Source organism: Serratia sp. J2, from assembly GCF_046269175.1.
Lineage (GTDB): Bacteria > Pseudomonadota > Gammaproteobacteria > Enterobacterales > Enterobacteriaceae > Chania > Chania fonticola_C.
In genome coordinates, this window is record NZ_JBKABN010000001.1 from 330,425 (window position 1) to 352,500 (window position 22,076).

General features: G+C 53.5%; 23 protein-coding genes and 5 tRNA genes. 20 read left to right on the plus strand and 8 right to left on the minus strand.

Going from position 1 to position 22,076, the window contains the following annotated elements; all coding sequences use genetic code 11:
• The first annotated feature begins 6 nt into the window (after window positions 1–6).
• The 17 genes from cydB to pnuC all read left to right on the plus strand — a co-directional run bounded on the left by cydB (window position 7) and on the right by pnuC (window position 10,499).
• Entirely contained in the window at window positions 7–1,146 is a 1,140-nt protein-coding gene (gene cydB, locus ACKWMY_RS01600) for a cytochrome d ubiquinol oxidase subunit II (RefSeq protein WP_074027944.1), read from the plus strand.
• A 17-nt stretch (window positions 1,147–1,163) separates the two neighbouring features.
• Entirely contained in the window at window positions 1,164–1,277 is a 114-nt protein-coding gene (cydX, locus tag ACKWMY_RS01605; protein ID WP_021805265.1) for a cytochrome bd-I oxidase subunit CydX, read from the plus strand.
• On the plus strand, window positions 1,277–1,573 hold the full coding sequence (gene ybgE / locus ACKWMY_RS01610; protein WP_024529346.1) for a cyd operon protein YbgE: 297 nt from the start codon (window positions 1,277–1,279) through the stop codon (window positions 1,571–1,573). Before cydX ends, ybgE begins: the two co-directional genes overlap by 1 nt.
• Window positions 1,574–1,706: 133 nt before the next feature.
• Window positions 1,707–2,114 carry a tol-pal system-associated acyl-CoA thioesterase gene (gene ybgC, locus ACKWMY_RS01615; protein ID WP_021805263.1) on the plus strand — a complete coding sequence of 136 codons (408 nt, stop codon included), beginning with the start codon at window positions 1,707–1,709 and terminating at the stop codon, window positions 2,112–2,114.
• Window positions 2,111–2,794 (plus strand): Tol-Pal system protein TolQ, encoded by a 684-nt coding sequence (tolQ, locus tag ACKWMY_RS01620; protein WP_024483139.1) that lies wholly within the window; start codon window positions 2,111–2,113, stop codon window positions 2,792–2,794. The genes ybgC and tolQ overlap by 4 nt, the downstream gene beginning before the upstream one ends.
• A 16-nt stretch (window positions 2,795–2,810) precedes the next feature.
• Window positions 2,811–3,239, plus strand: a complete 429-nt coding sequence (tolR, locus tag ACKWMY_RS01625; RefSeq protein ID WP_024529347.1) for a colicin uptake protein TolR — start codon at window positions 2,811–2,813, stop codon at window positions 3,237–3,239.
• Between the two features lie 78 nt (window positions 3,240–3,317).
• Window positions 3,318–4,520 (plus strand): cell envelope integrity protein TolA, encoded by a 1,203-nt coding sequence (gene tolA, locus ACKWMY_RS01630; protein WP_409485791.1) that lies wholly within the window; start codon window positions 3,318–3,320, stop codon window positions 4,518–4,520.
• Between the two features lie 133 nt (window positions 4,521–4,653).
• Window positions 4,654–5,946, plus strand: coding sequence for a Tol-Pal system beta propeller repeat protein TolB (gene tolB / locus ACKWMY_RS01635; protein WP_024529349.1), 1,293 nt, complete (start codon window positions 4,654–4,656; stop codon window positions 5,944–5,946).
• Window positions 5,947–5,993: 47 nt separating this feature from the next.
• Window positions 5,994–6,503 (plus strand): peptidoglycan-associated lipoprotein Pal, encoded by a 510-nt coding sequence (gene pal, locus ACKWMY_RS01640; RefSeq protein ID WP_021805257.1) that lies wholly within the window; start codon window positions 5,994–5,996, stop codon window positions 6,501–6,503.
• A gap of 9 nt (window positions 6,504–6,512) precedes the next feature.
• Entirely contained in the window at window positions 6,513–7,316 is an 804-nt protein-coding gene (cpoB, locus tag ACKWMY_RS01645; RefSeq protein WP_021805256.1) for a cell division protein CpoB, read from the plus strand.
• Between the two features lie 193 nt (window positions 7,317–7,509).
• A tRNA-Lys gene (locus ACKWMY_RS01650) sits at window positions 7,510–7,585 on the plus strand.
• Window positions 7,586–7,629: 44 nt separating this feature from the next.
• A tRNA-Val gene (locus ACKWMY_RS01655) sits at window positions 7,630–7,705 on the plus strand.
• A 7-nt stretch (window positions 7,706–7,712) separates the two neighbouring features.
• A tRNA-Lys gene (locus ACKWMY_RS01660) sits at window positions 7,713–7,788 on the plus strand.
• Window positions 7,789–7,955: 167 nt separating this feature from the next.
• A tRNA-Lys gene (locus ACKWMY_RS01665) sits at window positions 7,956–8,031 on the plus strand.
• A 77-nt stretch (window positions 8,032–8,108) separates the two neighbouring features.
• Window positions 8,109–8,184 (plus strand) — tRNA-Lys (locus tag ACKWMY_RS01670).
• A gap of 496 nt (window positions 8,185–8,680) precedes the next feature.
• A complete protein-coding gene (gene nadA, locus ACKWMY_RS01675; RefSeq protein WP_409485792.1) occupies window positions 8,681–9,742 on the plus strand; it encodes a quinolinate synthase NadA in 1,062 nt (353 codons plus the stop codon).
• A gap of 31 nt (window positions 9,743–9,773) precedes the next feature.
• Entirely contained in the window at window positions 9,774–10,499 is a 726-nt protein-coding gene (pnuC, locus tag ACKWMY_RS01680) for a nicotinamide riboside transporter PnuC (RefSeq protein ID WP_024530526.1), read from the plus strand.
• Between the two features lie 32 nt (window positions 10,500–10,531).
• On the opposite strand, the gene zitB is transcribed toward pnuC, so the two are convergent.
• On the minus strand, window positions 10,532–11,470 hold the full coding sequence (zitB, locus tag ACKWMY_RS01685) for a CDF family zinc transporter ZitB (RefSeq protein WP_409485793.1): 939 nt from the start codon (window positions 11,468–11,470) through the stop codon (window positions 10,532–10,534).
• A gap of 208 nt (window positions 11,471–11,678) precedes the next feature.
• Between zitB and aroG the strand changes: the two genes are divergently transcribed.
• The 3 genes from aroG to ACKWMY_RS01700 all read left to right on the plus strand — a co-directional run bounded on the left by aroG (window position 11,679) and on the right by ACKWMY_RS01700 (window position 15,324).
• Window positions 11,679–12,734 (plus strand): 3-deoxy-7-phosphoheptulonate synthase AroG, encoded by a 1,056-nt coding sequence (gene aroG / locus ACKWMY_RS01690; RefSeq protein WP_024530528.1) that lies wholly within the window; start codon window positions 11,679–11,681, stop codon window positions 12,732–12,734.
• Window positions 12,735–13,100: 366 nt separating this feature from the next.
• Window positions 13,101–14,279: a YjgN family protein gene (locus ACKWMY_RS01695; protein WP_037435425.1), complete on the plus strand. Its 1,179-nt coding sequence runs from the start codon at window positions 13,101–13,103 to the stop codon at window positions 14,277–14,279.
• 10 nt (window positions 14,280–14,289) lie between these two features.
• Complete coding sequence (locus ACKWMY_RS01700; RefSeq protein WP_308871171.1) at window positions 14,290–15,324, plus strand: M48 family metallopeptidase; 1,035 nt, start codon at window positions 14,290–14,292, stop codon at window positions 15,322–15,324.
• A 51-nt stretch (window positions 15,325–15,375) separates the two neighbouring features.
• On the opposite strand, the gene gpmA is transcribed toward ACKWMY_RS01700, so the two are convergent.
• The 7 genes from gpmA to ACKWMY_RS01735 all read right to left on the minus strand — a co-directional run bounded on the left by gpmA (window position 15,376) and on the right by ACKWMY_RS01735 (window position 21,976).
• Window positions 15,376–16,128 (minus strand): 2,3-diphosphoglycerate-dependent phosphoglycerate mutase, encoded by a 753-nt coding sequence (gene gpmA, locus ACKWMY_RS01705; RefSeq protein ID WP_024483132.1) that lies wholly within the window; start codon window positions 16,126–16,128, stop codon window positions 15,376–15,378.
• Window positions 16,129–16,411: 283 nt separating this feature from the next.
• Complete coding sequence (locus ACKWMY_RS01710) at window positions 16,412–16,750, minus strand: PsiF family protein (protein WP_024530531.1); 339 nt, start codon at window positions 16,748–16,750, stop codon at window positions 16,412–16,414.
• 187 nt (window positions 16,751–16,937) lie between these two features.
• Window positions 16,938–17,981, minus strand: a complete 1,044-nt coding sequence (galM, locus tag ACKWMY_RS01715; RefSeq protein ID WP_074027951.1) for a galactose-1-epimerase — start codon at window positions 17,979–17,981, stop codon at window positions 16,938–16,940.
• On the minus strand, window positions 17,975–19,129 hold the full coding sequence (gene galK, locus ACKWMY_RS01720; RefSeq protein ID WP_211136724.1) for a galactokinase: 1,155 nt from the start codon (window positions 19,127–19,129) through the stop codon (window positions 17,975–17,977). Before galK ends, galM begins: the two co-directional genes overlap by 7 nt.
• Window positions 19,126–20,175, minus strand: a complete 1,050-nt coding sequence (gene galT, locus ACKWMY_RS01725) for a galactose-1-phosphate uridylyltransferase (protein ID WP_024530534.1) — start codon at window positions 20,173–20,175, stop codon at window positions 19,126–19,128. Before galT ends, galK begins: the two co-directional genes overlap by 4 nt.
• A 263-nt stretch (window positions 20,176–20,438) precedes the next feature.
• Window positions 20,439–21,257: a CPBP family intramembrane glutamic endopeptidase gene (locus ACKWMY_RS01730; RefSeq protein ID WP_024530535.1), complete on the minus strand. Its 819-nt coding sequence runs from the start codon at window positions 21,255–21,257 to the stop codon at window positions 20,439–20,441.
• Between the two features lie 146 nt (window positions 21,258–21,403).
• Entirely contained in the window at window positions 21,404–21,976 is a 573-nt protein-coding gene (locus ACKWMY_RS01735) for a cysteine hydrolase family protein (protein WP_024530536.1), read from the minus strand.
• Window positions 21,977–22,076 lie beyond the last annotated feature (100 nt).

The following is a 22,076-nucleotide window of genomic DNA, read 5'->3' on the forward strand; positions in this document are numbered from 1 at the left end:
CAAGATATGTTTGATTACGAAGTACTGCGATTTATCTGGTGGCTCCTGGTTGGCATTCTGCTGATCGGTTTCGCCGTCACCGATGGTTTCGATATGGGTGTCGGTATTCTGATGCGCATCATCGGTAAAACCGATACCGAGCGCCGGGTAATGATCAACGCCATTGCCCCGCACTGGGACGGTAACCAGGTGTGGCTGATCACCGCCGGTGGCGCATTGTTTGCCGCCTGGCCAATGGTCTATGCTGCCGCGTTCTCTGGTTTCTATGTGGCCATGATCCTGGTGCTGGCTGCCTTGTTCTTCCGCCCGGTCGGTTTTGACTACCGCTCGAAGCTGGAGAACAGCACCTGGCGTAACATGTGGGACTGGGGCATCTTTGTTGGTAGCTTCGTGCCTGCGGTGGTGTTCGGCGTGGCGTTCGGTAACCTGTTACAGGGCGTACCGTTCCATATTGACGAATATCTGCGTCTGTTCTATACCGGCAACTTCTTCCAACTGCTGAACCCGTTTGGTTTGCTGGCCGGTATTGTCAGCCTGACCATGCTGGTGACTCAGGGGGCAACCTACCTGCAGATGCGTACCACTGCCGAGATTCACCTGCGCTCACGCGCTGCGGCGCAGATTTCTGCGCTGGTGATGGGCGTATGCTTCCTGTTGGCGGGTATCTGGCTGGTGAAAGGTATCGACGGTTTCGTGATCACCTCAGCACTGGATACGGCAGCGGAATCCAACCCACTGCGTAAAGAAGTCGCTCATCAGGCAGGTGCCTGGTTGATCAACTTCAACAAGTATCCAATCCTGTGGGCACTGCCGGCGTTGGGCGTGGTTCTGCCACTGTTCACTATCCTGTTTGCCCGTTTGGACAAAGCTGCGATGGCGTTCCTGAGTTCATCACTGACGATTGCCTGCGTGATCCTGACGGCTGGGGTAACCATGTTCCCGTTCGTTATGCCATCAAGCACCGTGCCTAACGTCAGCCTGACCATGTGGGATGCGACTTCCAGCCTGTTCACGCTGCAGGTGATGACCGTTGTTGCCATTATCTTCGTGCCAATCGTTCTGGCGTACACCGCTTGGGCGTACTACAAAATGTTTGGTCGCCTGGATAAGAACTTCATCGAAAAAAATAAGCATTCGCTGTACTAAGCAAAAGGAGCTAAACCATGTGGTATTTTGCCTGGATCCTCGGAACGCTTCTTGCCTGTGCCTTCGGTATCATCACGGCGCTGGCGCTTGAGCACAGTGAAGATTCAAAAGCGCAGCAAGACGGTAAGTGATGAGTTCGTCACTGGTGGATAAGCTGTACGCTATCACCGACAAGGGCCCGGTTCGGGCCCTTTCATTGGTGTTGGCGGTGATTTTGGCGGGATGTATCTTCTGGGATCCGAGCCGTTTTGCAGCACGTACCAGCTCGTTAGAGATCTGGCAGGGCATCTTGCTGATCTGGGCGGTATGTGCGGGCATCATTCACGGTGTCGGCTTTCGGCATCAGAGCACGTTTTGGCGTGCATTTTTCGCGCCATTACCTGCAATTGTGATCCTCGCCGCAGGATTACTTTACGTTTCTTTATAATCTATTACGCATCCCCCCTGTTATGGGCCGTTCAGGCCCATAATTATTTTCATTCCCATTCAGTAACCCATTCCCAACCCGATCCGTCTTGCGTATAGTAGCAAGCGTTCAATTGCCTTGGTTTGGAAGTCTCGTGAGTAATAAGTTGTTTCGATGGCCGGTTCGTGTTTACTTTGAAGACACCGATGCCGGTGGTGTGGTCTACCATGCCCGTTACGTCGCTTTTTATGAAAGAGCGCGCACCGAGATGCTGCGTCAACATAACTTTCATCAACAGCAGCTGCTCAGTGAAGAACATGTCGCTTTCGCTGTCCGGCGTATGACGGTGGATTATCTGTCACCAGCTCGTCTTGACGACCTGCTGGAAGTGCAGAGCAAAATCACCTCAATACGCGGGGCTTCTCTTACGTTTGCTCAACGCATTGTTAATTCTGACGGTACTCTCTTGAGTCAGGCCGATGTATTGATTGCATGCATTGATCCACACCAAATGAAGCCGATAGCGCTTCCTAAGTCTATTGTCGCGGAGTTTAAGCAGTGACTGACATGAACATCCTAGATCTATTCTTGAAGGCGAGCCTGCTGGTCAAGTTTATCATGCTGATTTTGATATGCTTTTCAGTGGCCTCTTGGGCGATTATCATCCAGCGGACCCGCATCCTCAATGCGGCCACTCGCGACGCCGAAGCCTTCGAAGACAAATTCTGGTCTGGTATCGAGCTTTCCCGTCTGTATCAGGAAAGCCAGGCGCGTCGCGATAGCCTGACTGGCTCAGAGCAGATTTTCCATTCCGGTTTCAAAGAGTTTGCCCGTTTGCACCGCGCTAACAGCCATGCGCCGGAGTCGGTGATCGAAGGGGCAACGCGTGCGATGCGTATTTCGATGAATCGTGAGCTGGAAACGCTGGAAAACCATATTCCTTTCCTCGGCACCGTGGGTTCCATCAGCCCGTACATCGGCCTGTTTGGTACCGTGTGGGGGATCATGCACGCCTTTATCGCCCTGGGCGCGGTAAAACAAGCCACCTTGCAGATGGTCGCTCCGGGTATCGCCGAAGCGTTGATCGCCACGGCCATCGGTCTGTTTGCCGCGATCCCTGCCGTTATGGCCTATAACCGCCTAAACCAGCGCGTTAACAAGCTTGAGCAGAATTACGACAACTTTATGGAAGAGTTCACCGCTATTCTGCATCGTCAGGCCTTCTCCAGCGACAGCAAATAGGAAGTAGGAGGGTAGCATGGCGAAAGTTCGTGGTCGTAACAAGCGTGAGCTGAAGTCGGAAATCAACATTGTTCCGCTGCTGGACGTCTTGTTGGTGCTGTTGCTGATCTTTATGGCAACCGCGCCAATCATTACCCAAAGCGTTGAAGTTGATTTGCCTGATGCCACCGATTCCAAGACGGTGTCCAGCGACGATAATCCTCCGGTGATCCTGGAAGTTTCCGGCGTAGGCCAATACACCCTGGTGGTGGATCACAACCGTATGGAGCTGTTGCCGCCTGAGCAGGTGGCGGCCGAAGCCAAGTCGCGTCTGGCAGCTAATCCGAAGACGGTGTTTTTGATCGGTGGGGCCAAGGAAGTCCCGTATGATGAGATTATCAAGGCATTGAATATTCTGCATCAGGCGGGTGTCGCTTCCGTAGGGTTGATGACCCAGCCAATCTAACCGTAAGGTCAGTGGCAACCCGGTTCCTGCACTGTGGTGCAGGAACCCCGTTTAAGCAGCAGTTTTTGGGATTCTATTTTGGTAAAGGCAACTGAGCAAAATGATAAGCTGAACCGCTCCGTGATTGTTTCGGTGGTTCTGCACATTCTATTGATTGCCCTGTTGATTTGGGGTTCGCTGTACGAAAATACTGAAATGAGTAGTGCAGGCGGCGGCGGTGATGGTTCCGTGGTCGGGGCCGTGATGGTCGATCCAGGGGCGGTGGTAGAGCAGTACAACCGCCAGCAGCAACAGAGCAGCGATGCACAGCGTGCAGAAAAGCAGCGCCAGAAGAAGGCGGAGCAGCAGGCTGAAGAGCTGCAGCAGAAACAGGCGGCGGAACAGCAGCGCCTGAAAGAACTGGAACAAGAGCGTTTGGCCGCGCAGGAAAAAGCTGCGCAGGACGCCAAGGCCCAGGCCGAACAGCAGAAGAAAGCCGCCGAGCAGCAACAGCAGGCCGCTGAGCAGCAGAAAGCGGCAGAAGCCGCTGCGGCGAAGGCCAAAGAACAACAGAAGGCAGCCGAACAGGCTGCGGCGAAAGCCAAAGCCGAGGCGGATAAAATAGCCAAGGCGCAGGCAGACGCGCAGAAGAAAGCCGAAGCGGAAGCCAAGAAAGAAGCGGCCGCTGCCGCCGCTGCTAAAAAGCAGGCGGAAGAGGCGAAGAAAGAAGCCGCCGCGGCCGCTGAACAGAAAGCAGCTGAGGCTGCAGAGAAGAAAGCCGCTGCCGACGCTGAGAAAAAAGCTGCCGCAGAAGAAGCGAAAAAAGCCGCCGCTGCCGAGAAGGCTGCTGCCGCCAAGAAAGCCGCAGATGCCAAGAAGAAGGCCGCTGAAGCCGCTAAACAGTCTGCTGATGTAGACAATCTGTTTGGTGATTTGGCTGATGGTAAAAACGCGCCGAAAGGTGGCGGTGCCAAGGCTAAAGGTGACGGCAAACCGGCAGGGCAGGGTAATGCCAAAACTGCGGGGGCAAGCGGTGCCGAGATTAATGGTTACCTCGGGCAGATTACTGCTGCAATACAGAGCAAGTTTTACGATGCCGACCTTTACAAAGGAAGGACCTGCGATTTACGGATTAAATTGGCACCGGATGGCTTGTTGATTGATGTTAAGGCTGAAGGTGGGGATCCTGCCTTGTGTCAGGCCGCATTGGCGGCAGCTAAGCAGGCTCGTATTCCAAAGCCACCTAGCCAGGCGGTGTATGAGGCATTTAAGAATGCTCCTCTTACATTTAAGCCTCAATAATGATTGTCTTAAACCGAGTAAAATGCATGGATGTACCAAGGTAACCAACAGGGAATATGTAGTGTTGTTGGCGTTGGTTTGTTAAAATTCTGCTAAATTATCGCAGGCATACCGTCTGGATAAGGGAGATGAGATGAAGCAGGCATTTCGAGTAGCGTTAGGTCTTATTGTTCTGTGGGCATCCGTGCTGCACGCGGAAGTTCGCATTGAAATCACCCAAGGGGTCGACTCTGCTCGCCCGATTGGTGTGGTGCCTTTTAAATGGGCGGGCCCAGGCACGCCTCCGGAAGATGTTGGCCAGATCGTTGGCGCAGATCTCCGTAACAGTGGCAAATTCAACCCGATTGATGTGGCACGTATGCCGCAGCAGCCAACCACCGCGTCTGAAGTGACGCCGGCGGCCTGGACTGCGCTGGGCATCGACGCCGTAGTGGTTGGCCAGGTTCAACCTGGTGCCGACGGCAGCTACCTGGTTTCCTACCAACTGGTCGATACTTCAGGTTCGCCTGGCACCATATTGGCCCAAAACCAGTTTAAAGTGACCAAACAGTGGCTGCGTTATGCGGCTCATACCGCCAGCGATGGCGTATTTGAGAAGCTGACCGGCATCAAGGGCGCATTCCGTACCCGCATCGCTTACGTGGTGCAGACCAACGGCGGGAAATTCCCGTACGAACTGCGCGTATCGGATTACGACGGCTTTAACCAGGTTCCAGTACATCGTTCACCAGAGCCACTGATGTCACCAGCCTGGTCGCCGGATGGCAGCAAACTGGCCTACGTGACTTTTGAGAGCGGTAAATCAGCGCTGGTGATCCAGAATCTGTCTGATGGTGCCATCCGTCAGGTGGCTTCATTCCCACGTCACAATGGTGCACCTTCCTTCTCTCCAGATGGTAGCCGCTTGGCATTCGCTCTGTCCAAAAGTGGTAGTCTGAACCTGTACGTGATGAACCTCGGTTCTGGCCAAATCAGCCAGATCACCGATGGTCGTAGCAACAATACCGAACCGAGCTGGTTCCCAGATGGTCAATCTCTGGCTTATACCTCTGACCAGGGCGGTCGCCCACAGATTTATAAGGTTGGCGCCAACGGCGGCGCACCACAGCGTCTGACCTGGGAAGGTGCCCAGAATCAGGACTCTGATGTCAGCTTCGACGGTAAATTCCTGGTGATGGTGAGTTCCAATAATGGGGTTCAGCATATCGCCAAACAAGATCTCGGATCGGGAGCCGTTCAAATGTTAACGGACACGTTCCTGGATGAAACGCCTAGTATCGCACCAAACGGCACCATGGTGATCTATAGCTCCACGCAAGGTATGGGCTCCGTGCTGCAGTTGGTATCGACTGATGGGCGCTTCAAAGCGCGTCTTCCGGCAACCGATGGACAGGTCAAATTCCCTGCCTGGTCGCCGTATCTGTGATGCATGTTTAAAATATGTATGGCAAAAACTATAAAAGGATCAAAGAAATGCAACTGAACAAAGTGCTGAAAGGGCTTCTGCTGGCACTGCCAGTTCTGGCTGTAGCAGCTTGTAGTTCTAACAAAAGCGCTAATAACGATCAATCCGGTATGGGCGCTGGCACTGGTACAGAAAACGGCAGCAGCAACCTGTCTTCTGAAGAACAAGCACGTCTGCAGATGCAAGAACTGCAACGTAACAACATTGTTTACTTCGGCCTGGACAAATATGACGTCAGCTCTGAGTTCGCTCAGATGCTGGATGCGCATGCTGCTTTCCTGCGTAACAACCCATCTTACAAAGTGACTGTTGAAGGTCACGCGGATGAGCGCGGCACGCCAGAATACAACATCGCTCTGGGTGAGCGTCGTGCTAACGCAGTTAAAATGTACCTGCAAGGCAAAGGCGTTTCTGCTGACCAAATCTCTATCGTTTCTTACGGTAAAGAAAAACCAGCAGTACTGGGCCACGACGAAGCAGCCTATGCTAAAAACCGTCGTGCCGTTCTGGTTTACTAAGAGAATCGCATGAACAGTAACTTCAGACGTCACTTGTTGAGTCTGGCGTTACTGGTTGGCGTAGCGGTCCCATGGGCCGCTACTGCCCAAGCGCCAATCAGTAATGTCGGGTCCGGCTCGGTCGAAGACCGTGTCACATCACTTGAGCGTATCAGTAATGCTCAGGGCCAGCTTTTGAACCAACTCCAGCAACAACTCTCTGACAACCAACGCGATATCGATACGCTCCGTGGGCAGATCCAGGAAAGTCAGTATCAGTTGAATCAGGTGGTTGAACGCCAGAAACAGATCTATCAACAGATGGATAGCCTTAGCCAGGGTGGCGCACAGAATTCCGCTGGTGCAGCAGCAGGGGCCGCAGGTGGTACAGCCGCCGCGGCGTCCTCTGACGGCGCTGGCAGCGCTCCTGCGGGTGCGACAGCCGCTGCGGCTAGTACGGGCGATGAAAACAGCGATTACAACGCCGCTGTTTCACTGGCGCTGGAAAAAAAGCAGTATGACCAGGCGATCTCCGCTTTTCAGGCTTTCATAAAACAGTATCCGAAATCCACTTACCTGCCTAATGCCAACTATTGGCTGGGCCAGTTGTACTACAACAAGGGTAAGAAGGAAGACGCGGCATACTATTATGCAGTGGTGGTTAAGAGTTACCCAAAATCACCCAAGGCGCCGGACGCAATGTATAAAGTTGGGGTGATCATGCAGGAAAAAGGGCAGGCTGATAAAGCCAAAGCCGTTTACCAGCAGGTGATCAAATCGTACCCGACCAGCGATGCGGCCAAGCAGGCCAAGAAACGCGAAGCGAGTTTGTAAGTAAAAACTGAGCCCAGAAGTTAGTCGATTTGACCGAATTCTGGGCTCATTCGCGTGAAGAACAAGCAGTTGAACCTATTGCGCCAAAATTTAGGTTGCGCTGCTGAGATAAATTAGTAATATATGCCGCCGTTGCCAAGACAACTTGCAAGATGTTAAAGCAGCAAGGAAATTAGTAGTAAACCACGACAGTGGGTCGTTAGCTCAGTTGGTAGAGCAGTTGACTTTTAATCAATTGGTCGCAGGTTCGAATCCTGCACGACCCACCAATTCATAGTGAATTGGTAAAGAGTGGAGCAGTAACCACGACAGTGGGTGATTAGCTCAGTTGGTAGAGCATCTCCTTTACACGGAGGGGGTCGGCGGTTCGAGCCCGTCATCACCCACCACGACAGTGGGTCGTTAGCTCAGTTGGTAGAGCAGTTGACTTTTAATCAATTGGTCGCAGGTTCGAATCCTGCACGACCCACCAATTCTTAATGGGTTGGTAAAGCTGGAATCGTGAGGATGAGAACCGTTAAAGGTTCGTACCGAGCGAAGCGAGACAACGGCAATAGCCGTTAATCCTGCTAGAACCACCATTATGTGCAGTCGAGTCCTTCCTCGTTGCTCTCGTATTAAGAAGTAAACCACGTCAGTGGGTCGTTAGCTCAGTTGGTAGAGCAGTTGACTTTTAATCAATTGGTCGCAGGTTCGAATCCTGCACGACCCACCAATTCTTGATGAATTGGTAAAAATTGCAGCCGAGCCTCCTCTCGTTGCTAACGCGGTTAAGCAGTAAACCACATCAGTGGGTCGTTAGCTCAGTTGGTAGAGCAGTTGACTTTTAATCAATTGGTCGCAGGTTCGAATCCTGCACGACCCACCATCTTAAAAATTCCAAAGTACTAAACTCCAAACTCCAGCGCACCATATTGCACCAGTCGTGCGGGTGAGATCCTGCGTTCAGGTTCGAGTCTCGCTTGCGAGACAACGGCGGCAGCCGGTCATCCTGCCAGACCCACCATCTTAAAAATTCCAAAGTACTAAACTCCAAACTCCGGCGCACCATATTGCATCAGTCGTGCGGGTGAGAGCATGCGTTCAGGTTCGAGTCTCGCTTGCGAGACAACGGCGGCAGCCGGTCATCCTGCCAGGCCCACTCTCCCACAGAACACTGCTCCTAGCCGTTATCTTTTAATCCCAAAGCTTCTCATTTCAACCAAAATTTCAGCCCATTAAACAAATCTGCCCATATCAAGAAATGTTCAGCGACTTTTAGCTAAAAATTAGGTATTTTGTTTAGTATATAAAACGAGGTGGTTGAGCAAGCGGCAGGATACGGCCTAAAAGCAGACCCACAGCCTAGCATAGAGATAACAGCGATGAGTGAAATGTTTGATGTCAATGCGGCGATATACCCATTCCCGCCGAAACCGGTGCCGCTAGACGTCGCAGAGAAGACTTTTTATCGACAGAAGATCAAAACCTTGCTCAAGCAGCGTGATGCGGTCCTGGTGGCTCATTACTATACCGATCCCGAAATCCAGGCGCTGGCCGAAGAGACGGGTGGCTGCGTCGCCGATTCACTGGAGATGGCACGTTTCGGTAGCCAACATCCTGCGTCGACATTGCTGGTTGCTGGCGTGCGTTTTATGGGGGAAACGGCCAAAATCCTTAGCCCAGAAAAACAGGTGTTGATGCCAACGTTGCATGCCGAGTGCTCTCTGGACCTCGGTTGTCCCGAAGCGGAGTTTGCCGCATTCTGCGACAGCCATCCTGATCGGACAGTGGTGGTTTACGCCAATACCTCAGCAGCCGTCAAAGCGCGTGCCGATTGGGTGGTCACTTCCAGCATTGCCGTTGAGCTGATTGAACATCTCGATAGCCTGGGGGAGAAAATCATCTGGGCACCGGATCGCCATCTGGGCAACTATGTGCAGAAACAGACTGGCGCAGACGTGCTGTGCTGGCAAGGGGCCTGCATCGTCCATGACGAGTTTAAAACCCAGGCGCTGATACGTATGAAAGCCCTATACCCGGAGGCCGCGATATTGGTGCATCCAGAGTCACCTCAGGCGATCGTCGATCTTGCTGATGCCGTCGGTTCGACCAGCCAACTGATCCAGGCCGCGGTAACCTTGCCCAACCGGCAACTGATCGTGGCCACCGATCGCGGTATCTTCTACAAGATGCAGCAAGCTTGTCCGGATAAAGAACTGTTTGAAGCCCCTACTGCCGGTGAGGGGGCCACCTGTCGCAGCTGTGCCCACTGCCCGTGGATGGCAATGAACGGTCTGAAGGCTATTGCCGAAGGGCTGGAACAAGGGGGTTCACAGCATGAGATTTTTGTTGATGGCGCATTGCGTGACCAGGCGCTTATTCCGCTCAACCGCATGCTGGATTTTGCAGCGCAGTTGAAAATGCAGGTTAAAGGCAATGCCTGAATCCAGGCTGACGTTTTTATAAGGAAGACACATGAGCTTTTTCAGCACCGGCAACATTCTGGTCCACATTCCGATTGGTGCAGGGGGTTATGATCTGTCGTGGATTGAGGCCATCGGCACGTTGTTTGGTTTACTCTGTATCTGGTATGCCAGTAAAGAGAAAATCATCAACTATCTGTTTGGCCTGATCAACGTCACGCTGTTTGCGGTGATCTTCTTTCAGATCCAACTCTACGCCAGCCTGTTGCTACAACTGTTTTTCTTCGTGGCCAATATTTATGGCTGGTATGCCTGGAGCCGCCAGACGCAGGATAATCAGGCCGAATTGCAGATCCGTTGGTTACCGCTGCCTAAAGCATTGGCATGGGGGGCGGTGTGCGTGGTTGGTATTGCGTTGATGACGTTTAATATCGACCGGGTATTTGCCTACCTGACACAGATTGCGGTGGCGGTCATGCAGGGGCTGGGTCTTAACGTACAGATGCCAGAACTGCAACCGGACGCTTTCCCGTTCTGGGATTCCGCCATGATGGTGCTGTCTATCGTCGCCATGATCCTGATGACGCGCAAATACGTTGAAAACTGGCTGCTATGGGTAGTGATTGATGTGATCAGCGTGGCGATCTTTGCTTACCAGGGCGTCTATGCCATGGCGCTGGAATACGTCATCTTGACGCTGATTGCTCTCAATGGCTCTTGGCTATGGATACGCAGTGCCGCGAAGAATCACTCCCAGCCGCTTTCTTCAGCACCTTAGTACCCCAGGGGCGCAACAAGCGCCCCTGGATGTTAATGATGATGCCCCAGATGACTGGAGTGTGAGTGGTCACTCGCAATGCCGCAGTCAGGGGTATCACAATGCTGGTACTCCATCTGGATCGTCGCATGGCCAATCTGGTAATGCTCCAGCAAATAAGCCTGGATGCGCCGTAACAGTCCGTCATGATCGTGGGGTGGGATCACCTGGGCGTGTAGCGTCATCAGCTTTTGTTCACCAATCTGCCAGACATGCACGTGATGGATGTTACGCACTTCCGGAATATTCAGGCACAGATCCTTTTGCAGCTTATTGATATCTACCTCCTGCGGTGTTCCCTCCAGCAGTTCATGGAAACTTTCTTTCAGCAGGCGCCAGGCGCTGCGTAATACCAGGCAGGAAACCAGGACCGAGAGTATCGGATCGATGGGGGTCCAGCCGGTAGTGAGAATGATGATGGCTGCTGCGATCGCACCGACTGAGCCGAGCAGGTCGCCAAGAACATGTAGTGCGGCGGCACGCACGTTGATATTTTTCTCTTCATTGCCACGGTGCAGCAACCAGAAGGCGAACAGGTTAGCCAGCAGACCCGCTATGGCGATCACCAGCATTGGGGTACCCATCACTGGCTGTGGTTCGAAGAAACGCCGTACGGCCTCCCACAGGATGAATACGACGATCAGCAGTAATGCGGCAGCATTGATAAAAGCGGCCAATGTGGTCAGACGCAGATAGCCAAAAGTATGGCGGGCGTTGGGTTTTCGCTGTGAGAAGTGCACCGCCATCAGCGCGACGAGCAGGGCTGCGGAATCCGTCAGCATATGCCCGGCGTCTGCCAGCAGCGCCAGTGAGCCAGAAAGTAACCCGCCCACGGTCTCGACAACCATGAAAAGGGTGGTGACTAAAAATGCGGCTAGTAGGCGCTTACTGTTGCCGTCTTTAGGCTGATGGACATGGGAAGCTCCAGACATTACTTATCCTTTTGCAAAATTTGTCAGGTGCCAAAGTCTAAGTTTGGCCGTTACTTAGCTCATTATAGGCGGCCTTGGTAGAGAGCTGAATATTTGCCGATGGTGATTATGGGATCTAAAGGTGATTTACAGCGCCAGCCTCACAGGCTAGATTGGTAAAATCTACTCTACGCGCTGTGCGATACACCCGATACCGAATGGAAAAGTGATGAATTACCAAAACGACGACTTACGTATTAAAGAAATCAAGGAACTCCTGCCGCCGGTGGCTCTGTTGGAAAAGTTTCCGGCTTCGGCTCAGGCAGCAGAGACGGTGTCACAGGCTCGCCAATCGATCCATAACATCCTGCGTGGCAATGACGATCGCCTGTTGGTGGTGATTGGGCCTTGTTCCATTCACGATACCAAAGCGGCGAAAGAGTATGCCGCACGCCTGATGACCCTGCGCCAGGAGCTCAACGGTGAGCTGGAAGTGGTGATGCGGGTCTATTTTGAAAAACCACGTACCACCGTTGGCTGGAAAGGGCTGATCAACGATCCGCAGATGGATAACAGCTTCCAGATTAACGAAGGCCTGCGCCTGGCGCGTAAGTTGCTGCTGGATATCAATGACGGCGGGTTGCCTGCTGCGGGCGAGTTCCTGGATATGATCACTCCGCAATACCTGGCAGATTTGATGAGCTGGGGAGCGATCGGCGCACGCACCACAGAATCCCAGGTGCACCGTGAACTGGCCTCTGGCCTGTCTTGCCCGGTGGGTTTCAAAAACGGTACCGACGGCACCATCAAGGTGGCGATCGATGCTATTAATGCCGCTGGCGCACCGCATTGTTTCCTGTCCGTCACCAAATGGGGTCATTCCGCGATTGTTAACACCAGCGGCAATGGCGATTGCCACATTATTCTGCGTGGCGGCAAAGAGCCAAACTACAGCGCGGCCCATGTGAAAGAAGTGAAAGAGGGGCTGGTCAAAGCGGGCTTGCCTGCAAACGTGATGATCGACTTCAGCCACGCCAACAGCAGTAAGCAGTTTAAAAAACAGTTGGAGGTGAATGCGGACGTTTGCCAGCAGTTGCGTGGTGGTGAAAAAGCCATTATCGGGGTGATGATCGAAAGCCACCTGGTGGAAGGAAATCAAAACCTGGAAAGCGGCGAGCCGCTGGTTTACGGCAAAAGCGTGACCGATGCCTGTATTGGTTGGGAAGATACCGAAACCGTACTGCGCGATTTGGCCGCAGCGGTGAAGGCACGCCGTAGCCGATAAGCTATCCGCGTTTGTGGCCCTGTTGCATTGCTACGGGGCCAAGCCTAGGGTGATTTTAAGAATTTACTCTTGAAACAATAACACCAGAATAAAATCTGACATTATACTAATTTCGTAGAGCTTTCCTCGTTCTGCTGTGCCTTTTGTGATGATAATAAGTTGGTGTTACCGGCCATACTTTTTATTTCCAGGAAACATCTTATTTTGGCCCGCCGCGGTTTTCATCTTGCGCAACTGTTACTAGTCAGACACAATTTGCTCTTACCGCGCGGTATGATTATGATGATGCGTTTTTTACAACCAAAATACCCAATATAAAAATAAGGGCATTATGGTGAATGACTTTAATTTCAGGATGAATAGCTGATGGAAAACAATAGTTCTCGGCATCAAATTTATTTTCGTGGTACGGGTGGGGAGTATTTCGCAATCTGGCTGGTTAACATATTACTGACGGCTATTACGTTGGGAATATACTCAGCCTGGGCAACGGTGCGTCGCCGTCGTTATTTTTATGGCAATACCGAACTGAATGGCGACCGCTTTGATTATCACGCGCAGCCAATGCAAATCCTCAAGGGCCGTCTGCTGGTGATCGGCGCTGTGATCCTGTTCTATATTCTTCTATTTATCAACCCGTTGCTTGGCATGATTGCCATGCTGGCACTCCTGGCGTTGATCCCTTGGATTATAATCCGTAGCTGGCGTTATAACGCTATTATGTCTAGCTATCGTGGTGTTCGCTTCAATTACTTATGCCAGACCGGGCGCGCTTACTGGGTATTACTGTTCTGCCCGATACTGCTAGTGATTGGTCTGTATGCGGTTATGATCGTATTGGGGGTGATTGGCAGCAGTCTGGGCAGCCCGACTGCGATCGTTGTGCTGGCAGCTATCACGGTCATCCTGTTTGTGCCGATGCTGGCCGCTATCAATGGTATCCTGGCCACCCTGCAACATGATCTGTATGTGAACAACCTGCGTTTTGGCACTTCACCATTTGTAGCCCAATTCAAGAAAGCAGAGTTTATTAAGATTGCACTGTTCAGCCTGCTGATCTTCTTGCCATTCCTGGTCATCGCCTTGGTATTGGTTGGCTCGTTCCTTGTCAGCTTATTCCAAATGGCGCTGTTTGGCGGTATGTCCGATGCAATGTTACAAGCCCAGATGGCAAGTAATATTGGTAGCCTGTTCTTGATGATGTTGGTGCTGTTGTTAGGTGTGATGGTTTCCAGCAGTTATATGGTTGTCGCTCAGCGTAACTACGTGTTTAACCAAACCACCTTGCAAGGTGAAGTTAAACTGCGTTCTTCCATGCAGACTCTGCCGTATATGGGACTGTTGATCACCAACAGCCTGATCACCGTCTTCTCATTGGGCCTTGCAGCTCCGGTGGCCCACGTCCGTCATGCTCGCTATATTGCTGAGTCCACTCAGGTTGAAGGCGATCTGTCGCTGTTGTCGGTACAGGCTCATCACGATACGGCGAATACCGCTATCGCAGAAGAAGCCGTACAGGCGCTCGATTTGGGCACCAGTTTTTGAGTAAAGACTGATGATCCTTGAAGGCCACTATCAGTGCCCTGGCCGGGCCGCCCAACAGGCGGCCCGGCTGCTGTTAAACGATATGGGCGATGGAGTAACACTGCAATATGATGGCGAACATCGCTATTTTTCTTTAGCGCAAATTACCGTTTCCGAGTCATTGGGCCGCATTCCGCTGACCCTGACCTTCCCAGACGGAGGCCGGTTTGTGCCTGCCGATGATGCGTCATTCCGCCAGTGGTTTTATCAACGTCGTTCACCGGGGCTGGTGCACCGCTTAGAGCGATATAAGCGTGGCGTGTTGCTGACGCTGTTGCTAACCGTTTTGTTGACCCTGGCCTATGTTTTCCTGGTTCTTCCTTGGGCGAGCAGTGAAATCGCCATGCGTATTCCTACTGTGGCCGAACAGAAGCTGGGTAAGCATACGCTCGATTTCCTGCAAACCAGTGGCTTCAAGCCATCGCAATTGCCCGCTGAGAAACAGCAAGCGATACAGAAGCTGTTCTTACAGGTGATGCCGGAGCAGATGCGGCAAGAGCGCACTCCGCTCACGTTGAAATTGCTGGCGGTGCCAGAGGTTGCCAATGCGTTCATGTTACCTGATGGGACTTTGGTGATCACCGACGATCTGGCCAAGTTGGCAACCAATGACGACGGCCTGGCAGCGGTGATGCTCCATGAAATGGGACATCATGCGTACCGTCATCCTATGCGTATGGTGGTGCGTTCATCCCTGGTGGCACTGACGTTTATGTGGATGACAGGTGATGTCAGCGGCATCGGCGATACCTTGCTGCAATCAGCCTCATTTGTGCATGAAATGCAGTTCTCCCGCAGTGTGGAGAGTGAGGCAGACGACTGGGCAATCGCAGAAATGCAGCGCCAGGGGCGTTCGTTATTGGCGATGGAAGATCTTTACCGCGCATTGCAACAGGCGGCAAGCACGTCAACCGTGGCAGTAGAAGTGCCGGAATGGTTAAGCACCCATCCAGAGATGCAGGCGCGTTTGCAGGCTATCGAAGCGGCCAGGATCAAAGAGCAATAAAAAAGCCCCCGGCTCAACACCGGGGGCTTGTTGCTTTTCAGGGGCGAAAACTTACTTCGCTTTACCCTGGTTGGCGACGGCTGCAGCTTTGGCTGCGATCTCATCGGCATTACCCAGGTAGTAACGTTTGATTGGTTTGAAGTTCTCATCAAACTCATACACCAACGGCACGCCGGTTGGGATATTCAGCTCGAGGATCTCGTCTTCGCTCAGGTTATCCAGATATTTCACCAGCGCACGCAGGGAGTTACCGTGAGCCGCGACGATCACGCGTTCGCCGCTCTTGATGCGTGGCAGGATCTCTTCGTCCCAGTAAGGGATAACGCGATCGATGGTCAACGCCAGGCTTTCGGTCAGCGGCAACTCTTTATCGCTCAGCGCTGAATAACGCGGATCGTGGCCAGGGTAGCGCTCATCTTCTTTGGTCAGCTCTGGTGGTGTGACTGCGAAGCCGCGACGCCATTGCTTGACCTGCTCGTCACCGTATTTTTCTGCGGTTTCAGCCTTGTTCAGACCCTGCAACGCGCCATAGTGGCGTTCGTTCAGCTTCCAGGACTTTTCGGTAGGCAGCCAAGCCTGGTCCAATTCGTCCAGAATGTTCCACAGAGTGTGGATAGCACGCTTCAGTACGGAGGTGTAAGCGAAATCGAAAGAGAACCCTTCGTCTTTCAACAGCTTGCCCGCTGCTTTTGCTTCGGTACGGCCTTTGTCGGACAGATCGACATCATACCAACCGGTGAAGCGGTTTTCGTTGTTCCACTGGCTTTCGCCGTGGCGCACCAGAACCAGCTTAGTTACAGCCATAGCTTAACTCCTTAATAATCTGAAGGTTTAATGATAACGAATATCATTATATTCTGCTGCTACTCACTCGGCAATCGATATACCCGTGAATATATCCACTAAAAGTCGAGGGTTTCGTACGACGTGCGACATTATCTAACCCTTACTGCCATTGGGCATAGTGTTAACCATAGCCAATTTTTGGCTGCAAGGTAAGAGGGGCGCGAAGGAAAGAGCTGAATCGTTCAGGCTGGTAACAGGGCGCGAATGAGAGCTATTCACCCGCGCCACTGCGTTAATGCGATCAGGCGGTTTTTTTCAGGCAGCCACTCATAAAGGTTTTGCGTTCGTCACCCTTCAGGCTCTTTTTAGCAGCGTCGGCATTACAGTCTTTCATCTTCTGCTGCTGCGGCGTCAGGGCCTTCTCGGTATGGTGGCCTTCGGCCTTCAGGCAGGTGCTCATGAAGGTGGTACGGTCAGAACCTTTCAGCGATTGGGTGGTAGCCTGTTGATTACAATCGGTCATGCGTTTTTGCTGGGCAGCCTGCGCCGGAGAAGGCGTTTTTGCTGCGGTGTCGGCAGCCATCAGGTTGGTGCTCAGCAGCAAACCTGCCAGTAATGGAAGTGCAGTGATCAGACGCATTAGGTGTTCCTTCAGCTATTGAACGGCCAACTGGCCGAAAATTGTGATATCACTCACGGGCTTGTGCATACCACGGTAGCCTGATTCTAGTGCGGGGTTGGCAATAAGGAAAGGTAACGGCCTGGGGGTGCAATGTAAGCAATTATAACAATCACGCCCCTTACCGCATGACAAGGGGCGTGGCGGCTCAGATAGGAATAAGCTGATAGTGCGTTGCGCTCTGATAACGCTGACCAGGTTGTAGCCAACAATCCGGCTGTGGCCATTCGGGGTGGTTCGGGCTGTCCGGCAGGAACTCGCTTTCCAGCGCCACGCCTGCATAATTTTGGTAACTACCGCCGTCGCGTGCCGGTGTGCCACCCAGATAATTACCGCTGTAAAGCTGGAGTGCTGGCGCGGTGGTGAACACCGTCATCGCGACCTTGCCATCGGCAGACCACAGGTGAGCCGCCGGGCTTGCCAACCCGTGGCAGGTATCGTGCAACAGGTAAGCATGGTCGTAACCCTTCACCCGTTGCTGATCGCGGTCGCGCAATAAATCTTGCTGCAGGGTTTTCGGCTGGCGGAAATCCATCCCGGTACCGGCAACGGCCGTCAGATCGGCACTGGGAATGCCATCGCCATCCACGGGCAGATAACGGTCGGCGAACAGCTGCAAGCGCTGTTGTCGGGCGTCGTGGCCTGCACCATCCAGATTGAAATAAGCATGGTTGGTCAGATTGACCGGGCAGGCGCGATCGGTCTGTGCCTGATACTCAATTTCCAGCCGGTGATCGGCGGTTAGTCGATAAGTCAGCGTCACGGAGAGGTTGCCAGGGAAGCCCTGGTCGCCATCTGGCGAATGGAGCTGATAAATCACCTGCTGCTCATCCTGCTTCACAATCTGCCAGCGGCGAGCGTGGAAGCCGTTTGGCCCGCCGTGCAGTTGATGCTCCCCTTGATTGGCGATCAGCGGGTGTGGCTTGCCAGCGATGTTCAGGCTGGCATGTGCAATACGGTTGGCATAGCGCCCGACCGTGGCCCCCAGATAGGCCCCTTGGTGCAGATAGTCTTGCGGAGTTTGGCACCCCAGCAGCAGCTCACGTTGTTCCCCTGATTTCAAGGGCAGCACGGCGGAAAGCCAGGTTGCGCCCCAATCCATAAACGTGACCGTCATTCCTGCGGCATTTTTCAGGGTGGTGAGAATAAAGGGCTGGCCGTCTGGGGCAACGGCGGAGTTATCACTCAGCATAGACCGGATCCTTGTGAAGCTTTGCAGACGTAGAAAGTTTCTTGCAGGCCGTTGGTCCGCAGTGGATATTCGCGAGCTACCGCCGTACGTACTGACTCTACCAGATCCTGCGGCATCAGGGCCACGATGCAACCCCCGAAGCCCCCTCCGGTCATGCGCACACCGCCACGTTCGCCAATGACCTCTTTAACAATCTCGACCAGCGTATCGATAGGGGGCACGGTGATGGCAAAGTCATCACGCATCGACGCGTGCGATTCCGCCATCAGTTTGCCCATCAGCTTCAGGTTGCCAGCGGCCAAGGCATCGGCAGCGGCCAAGGTACGATCGTTTTCGGTGATCACATGGCGTGCCCGTTTGGCCACGATCGGATCCAACTCATGCAGGATCGGGAAAAACAGATCCGGGCTGACGTCGCGCAGCGCCTTGACGCCGAAGAAGCGAGCCGCTGCTTCGCACTGTTGCCGGCGGGTGTTGTATTCGCTGTCGACCAGGCCGCGCTTAACGTTGGAGTTGATAATCACCACCGCGACATCGGCTGGCATCGGCACCGCACGCGTTTCCAGAGTTCGGCAGTCAATCAGCAGGGCGTGATCTTTCTTGCCCAACGCAGAAATCAGCTGATCCATAATGCCGCAGTTGCAGCCGACAAACTGGTTTTCCGCTTCCTGGCCATTCAACGCCAGTGCTACGCCGTCCAGCGGCAGTTGATAAAGTGCCTGCAACACCTGTCCGACAGCCACTTCCAGTGAGGCTGAAGAGCTAAGCCCAGCGCCCTGCGGGACGTTGCCGCTGATCACCAGATCGGCACCGCCAAAATTGGCATCGCGGGTCTGCAAATGTTTCACCACGCCGCGTACATAATCGGCCCAGCGCAGATTGGCGTGGCTGACGATCGGCTCATCCAGCGAAAACTGATCCTGCTGGTTGTCGTAATCGGCGGCCAATACGCGGATCTGGCGATCGTTACGTGGAGCCCCGCTGATCACGGTTTGATAATCAATGGCGCAGGGCAGGACGAAGCCGTCGTTGTAATCGGTGTGCTCGCCGATCAGATTGACTCGGCCCGGCGCCTGGATCGTCAGGGTGGGTGCGTAGCCAAAGTGTTCGGTAAACAGGGTTTGGGTAAGTTGCTTCAGACTCATTATTTCACTCCGGCTTCGCGGTAATGGATATCACTGACCGCACGCAGGCGTTCAGCGGCTTGTTCTGCGGTCAGGTCGCGTTGGGTTTCCGCCAGCATTTCATAACCCACCATAAATTTGCGTACCGTGGCGCTGCGCAGTAACGGCGGGTAGAAGTGGGCATGCAGTTGCCAGTGGCGGTTATCGGCCTGGTTGAAGGGGGCGCCGTGCCAGCCCATGGAATAAGGGAAAGAGCATTGGAACAGGTTGTCATAGCGGCTGGTGAGTTTCTTCAGCGCGATGGCCAGATCGAGGCTTTGTGCTGCACTAAGCTCGGTCAGTCGTTGTACCGGCGCTTTTGGCAGCAGCAGCGTTTCAAACGGCCAGGCAGCCCAGTAAGGGACAACCGCCAGCCAGTGCTCGGTTTCCACCACCGTACGGCTGCCGTCTGCCTGCTCGCGCTGAACATAGTCCACCAGCATGGGGGACTGATGCTGGCTGAAATACTCCTGTTGCAGGCGATCTTCTCGTTCGGCTTCATTCGGAAGGAAGCTGTTGGCCCATACCTGTCCGTGTGGGTGAGGATTGGAACAGCCCATCGCGGCCCCTTTATTTTCAAACACCTGCACCCAGGGGTAGCTGCGCCCCAGATCGGCGGTCTGTTCCTGCCAGGCGGCGATCACCTGTTCCAGCGCGGGTAGCGTCAGCTGCGGTAGCGTTTTACTGTGATCGGGGGAAAAGCAGATCACCCGGCTGGTGCCACGGGCGCTTTGGCAACGCATTAGTGGATCGTCACTTTCTGGCGCCTGCGGGGTATCTTGCATCAGGGCGGCAAAATCATTGGTGAACACGTAGGTGCCCGGATAGTCAGGGTTTTTATCACCGGTCACGCGCGTGTTGCCAGGGCAAAGGAAGCAGTCGGGATCGTGGGCTGGCAGTGTTTCCTGAGCGGGGGATTCCTGCTGGCCCTGCCACGGGCGTTTTGCTCGGTGCGGGGAGACCAGCACCCATTGCCCGGTAAGAGGATTAAAACGGCGATGTGGATGATCGATAGGATTGAAATCAGGCATTGCGCTTCCTTTATCTCGCAACGGGGCTAATTGTAATCGCTTTCACTTGCTGCGTGACCGACTTAGCCGAGTGCATTTTGGAAAATAATGGCTAGAAGATAGCATGCTCGCGGTGAGAAAAAGGTGATCTAGCGCGAAAAATGGAATCGCTTACATCGATTGAGGCTTTAATACGGTTGAGGTAGGGAAGGCAACAGGGTGGGTTAAGTGGTAGCGATTACACAACGCAGGCCGGCAGAGAAGTCTACCGGCCTTGAGAGGGACTAATATTGGTAAGCCGGGTAGGTAAAGAACAGCAAATGGACCAGATTTAGCCCAAAGTGGAAGAGAATGGGCACCCACAGGCGGCCGCTCCACATCCAGGCCAGGCCATAAATCACCCCCGCCAGCGTGGCAAATGCCACCATCAACATGCCACCGGCAAAGTGGGCGGCACCAAACAGCAGAGCGGTGATAATCAGTGCCGGATAGGCTCCCAGCCACTGGCGCAGACGCTGCTGCAAATAGCCACGGAACAGCGCTTCTTCGGCCATCGAAACAAAAAACAGGTTGGCCATGATGAAAGCCAGGATCCAGGAGGGCAGGTGCAGCTCAACTTTCAACCCACCGAGCGCCACCGCCAACAGCAGCACCGCAGGGATGCAGAGCACCAGGATCAGCCAGGCGCTGACGCCGACTTGCTTGTCAGGCTTGCCAGCGTTAAACAGCGTTGGTAGGCAGGCTAACAGCAGAAAGGGCACCAGTGCCTTATCGAAGTTGTAATACATGGAATACAGCGAGCTCATCGGGCCCACTTTGTCCTGATCGACCATCAATTGGTTATTGAAGCCCGGTATCAGGTGATAAAACAGTGCGATTGAGCAGGCGACTAAAAACACTTCCAGCGCTAGCGCGATGCTGCGCTGTTGGCGATAGTGCTGATGAAGCCAGATGGCAATGGCGATAACCGCCAGATAACCCAGCCCGACGGGCATCAGGATATGATGGTAAACCCCCATTGCGGCGGCCGCAGCCAATACTACCGAGGCAATCAGCCGGTTAAATGGCAAAAAAAACAACGAAGCCGAAAGTACGCCCCACATAATAGCTATCCCTTTAAATAGATACACGGCGCTCAATGCCGGAAATCCGGCGTGTTAATGTCTGGTTAAACGAGCACTAATTGGGATAGTAGCACAACAGGGTGAATTTAAAGGTCGGGACAGTAGTTAATCGTGCGCAAACGGTTTTAACCCTTCATCCAGGCTTGTGAACGCATAACCTCCCCAAGGTTCTGCAAGGTCTCCAGGCTTTGCTGGTGGATCTCTTCCGTTGGGGCGGCGCACAGATCTTGTAGCACCGTTACCTGTAAGCCCGCATCGTGCGCCTGCCGGGCGGTGCTCTCTATGGCTAGCGGGGTGCTGATACCGCCCAACAACAGGTGATGGCAGCGGTGCTGCTGTAACCAGGCTAACAAATTGTTACCGGCAAAGGCGCTAAGCCCTTTCTTTTCCAGGCACAAATCCTCGGTTTTTACCTCCAGACCGGCCAGCCAATGACATCCCCCGTTGCTTAAGCGCAGCGCACCGATATGTTTGAGATGATTGAACAGCGGCGAGTGTCGGGGAATATCGTGGTAATTGTCGGCAAAACCGGTGCGCAACCAAATCACCGGGATTTTACGCACCCGCGCGTAGGCCGCAGCAGTATTGACGTGCGCGATCACATCCCGCGTCACGAGTTGCTCGCGGCAGTGATTCGCCCGCCCTTTAGGGCCAGCCAGATCTTCAATCAGGTCAATAATAATCAGCGCGGCGGACATACCTTCTCCAAAAACGTCTCTGTACCCTTTAATGATAAAAGGCCAAATGTGATGCGTTGTGGAGGAAGTGTTGCCGGATATGTCCCCAGGATGAGCGCTG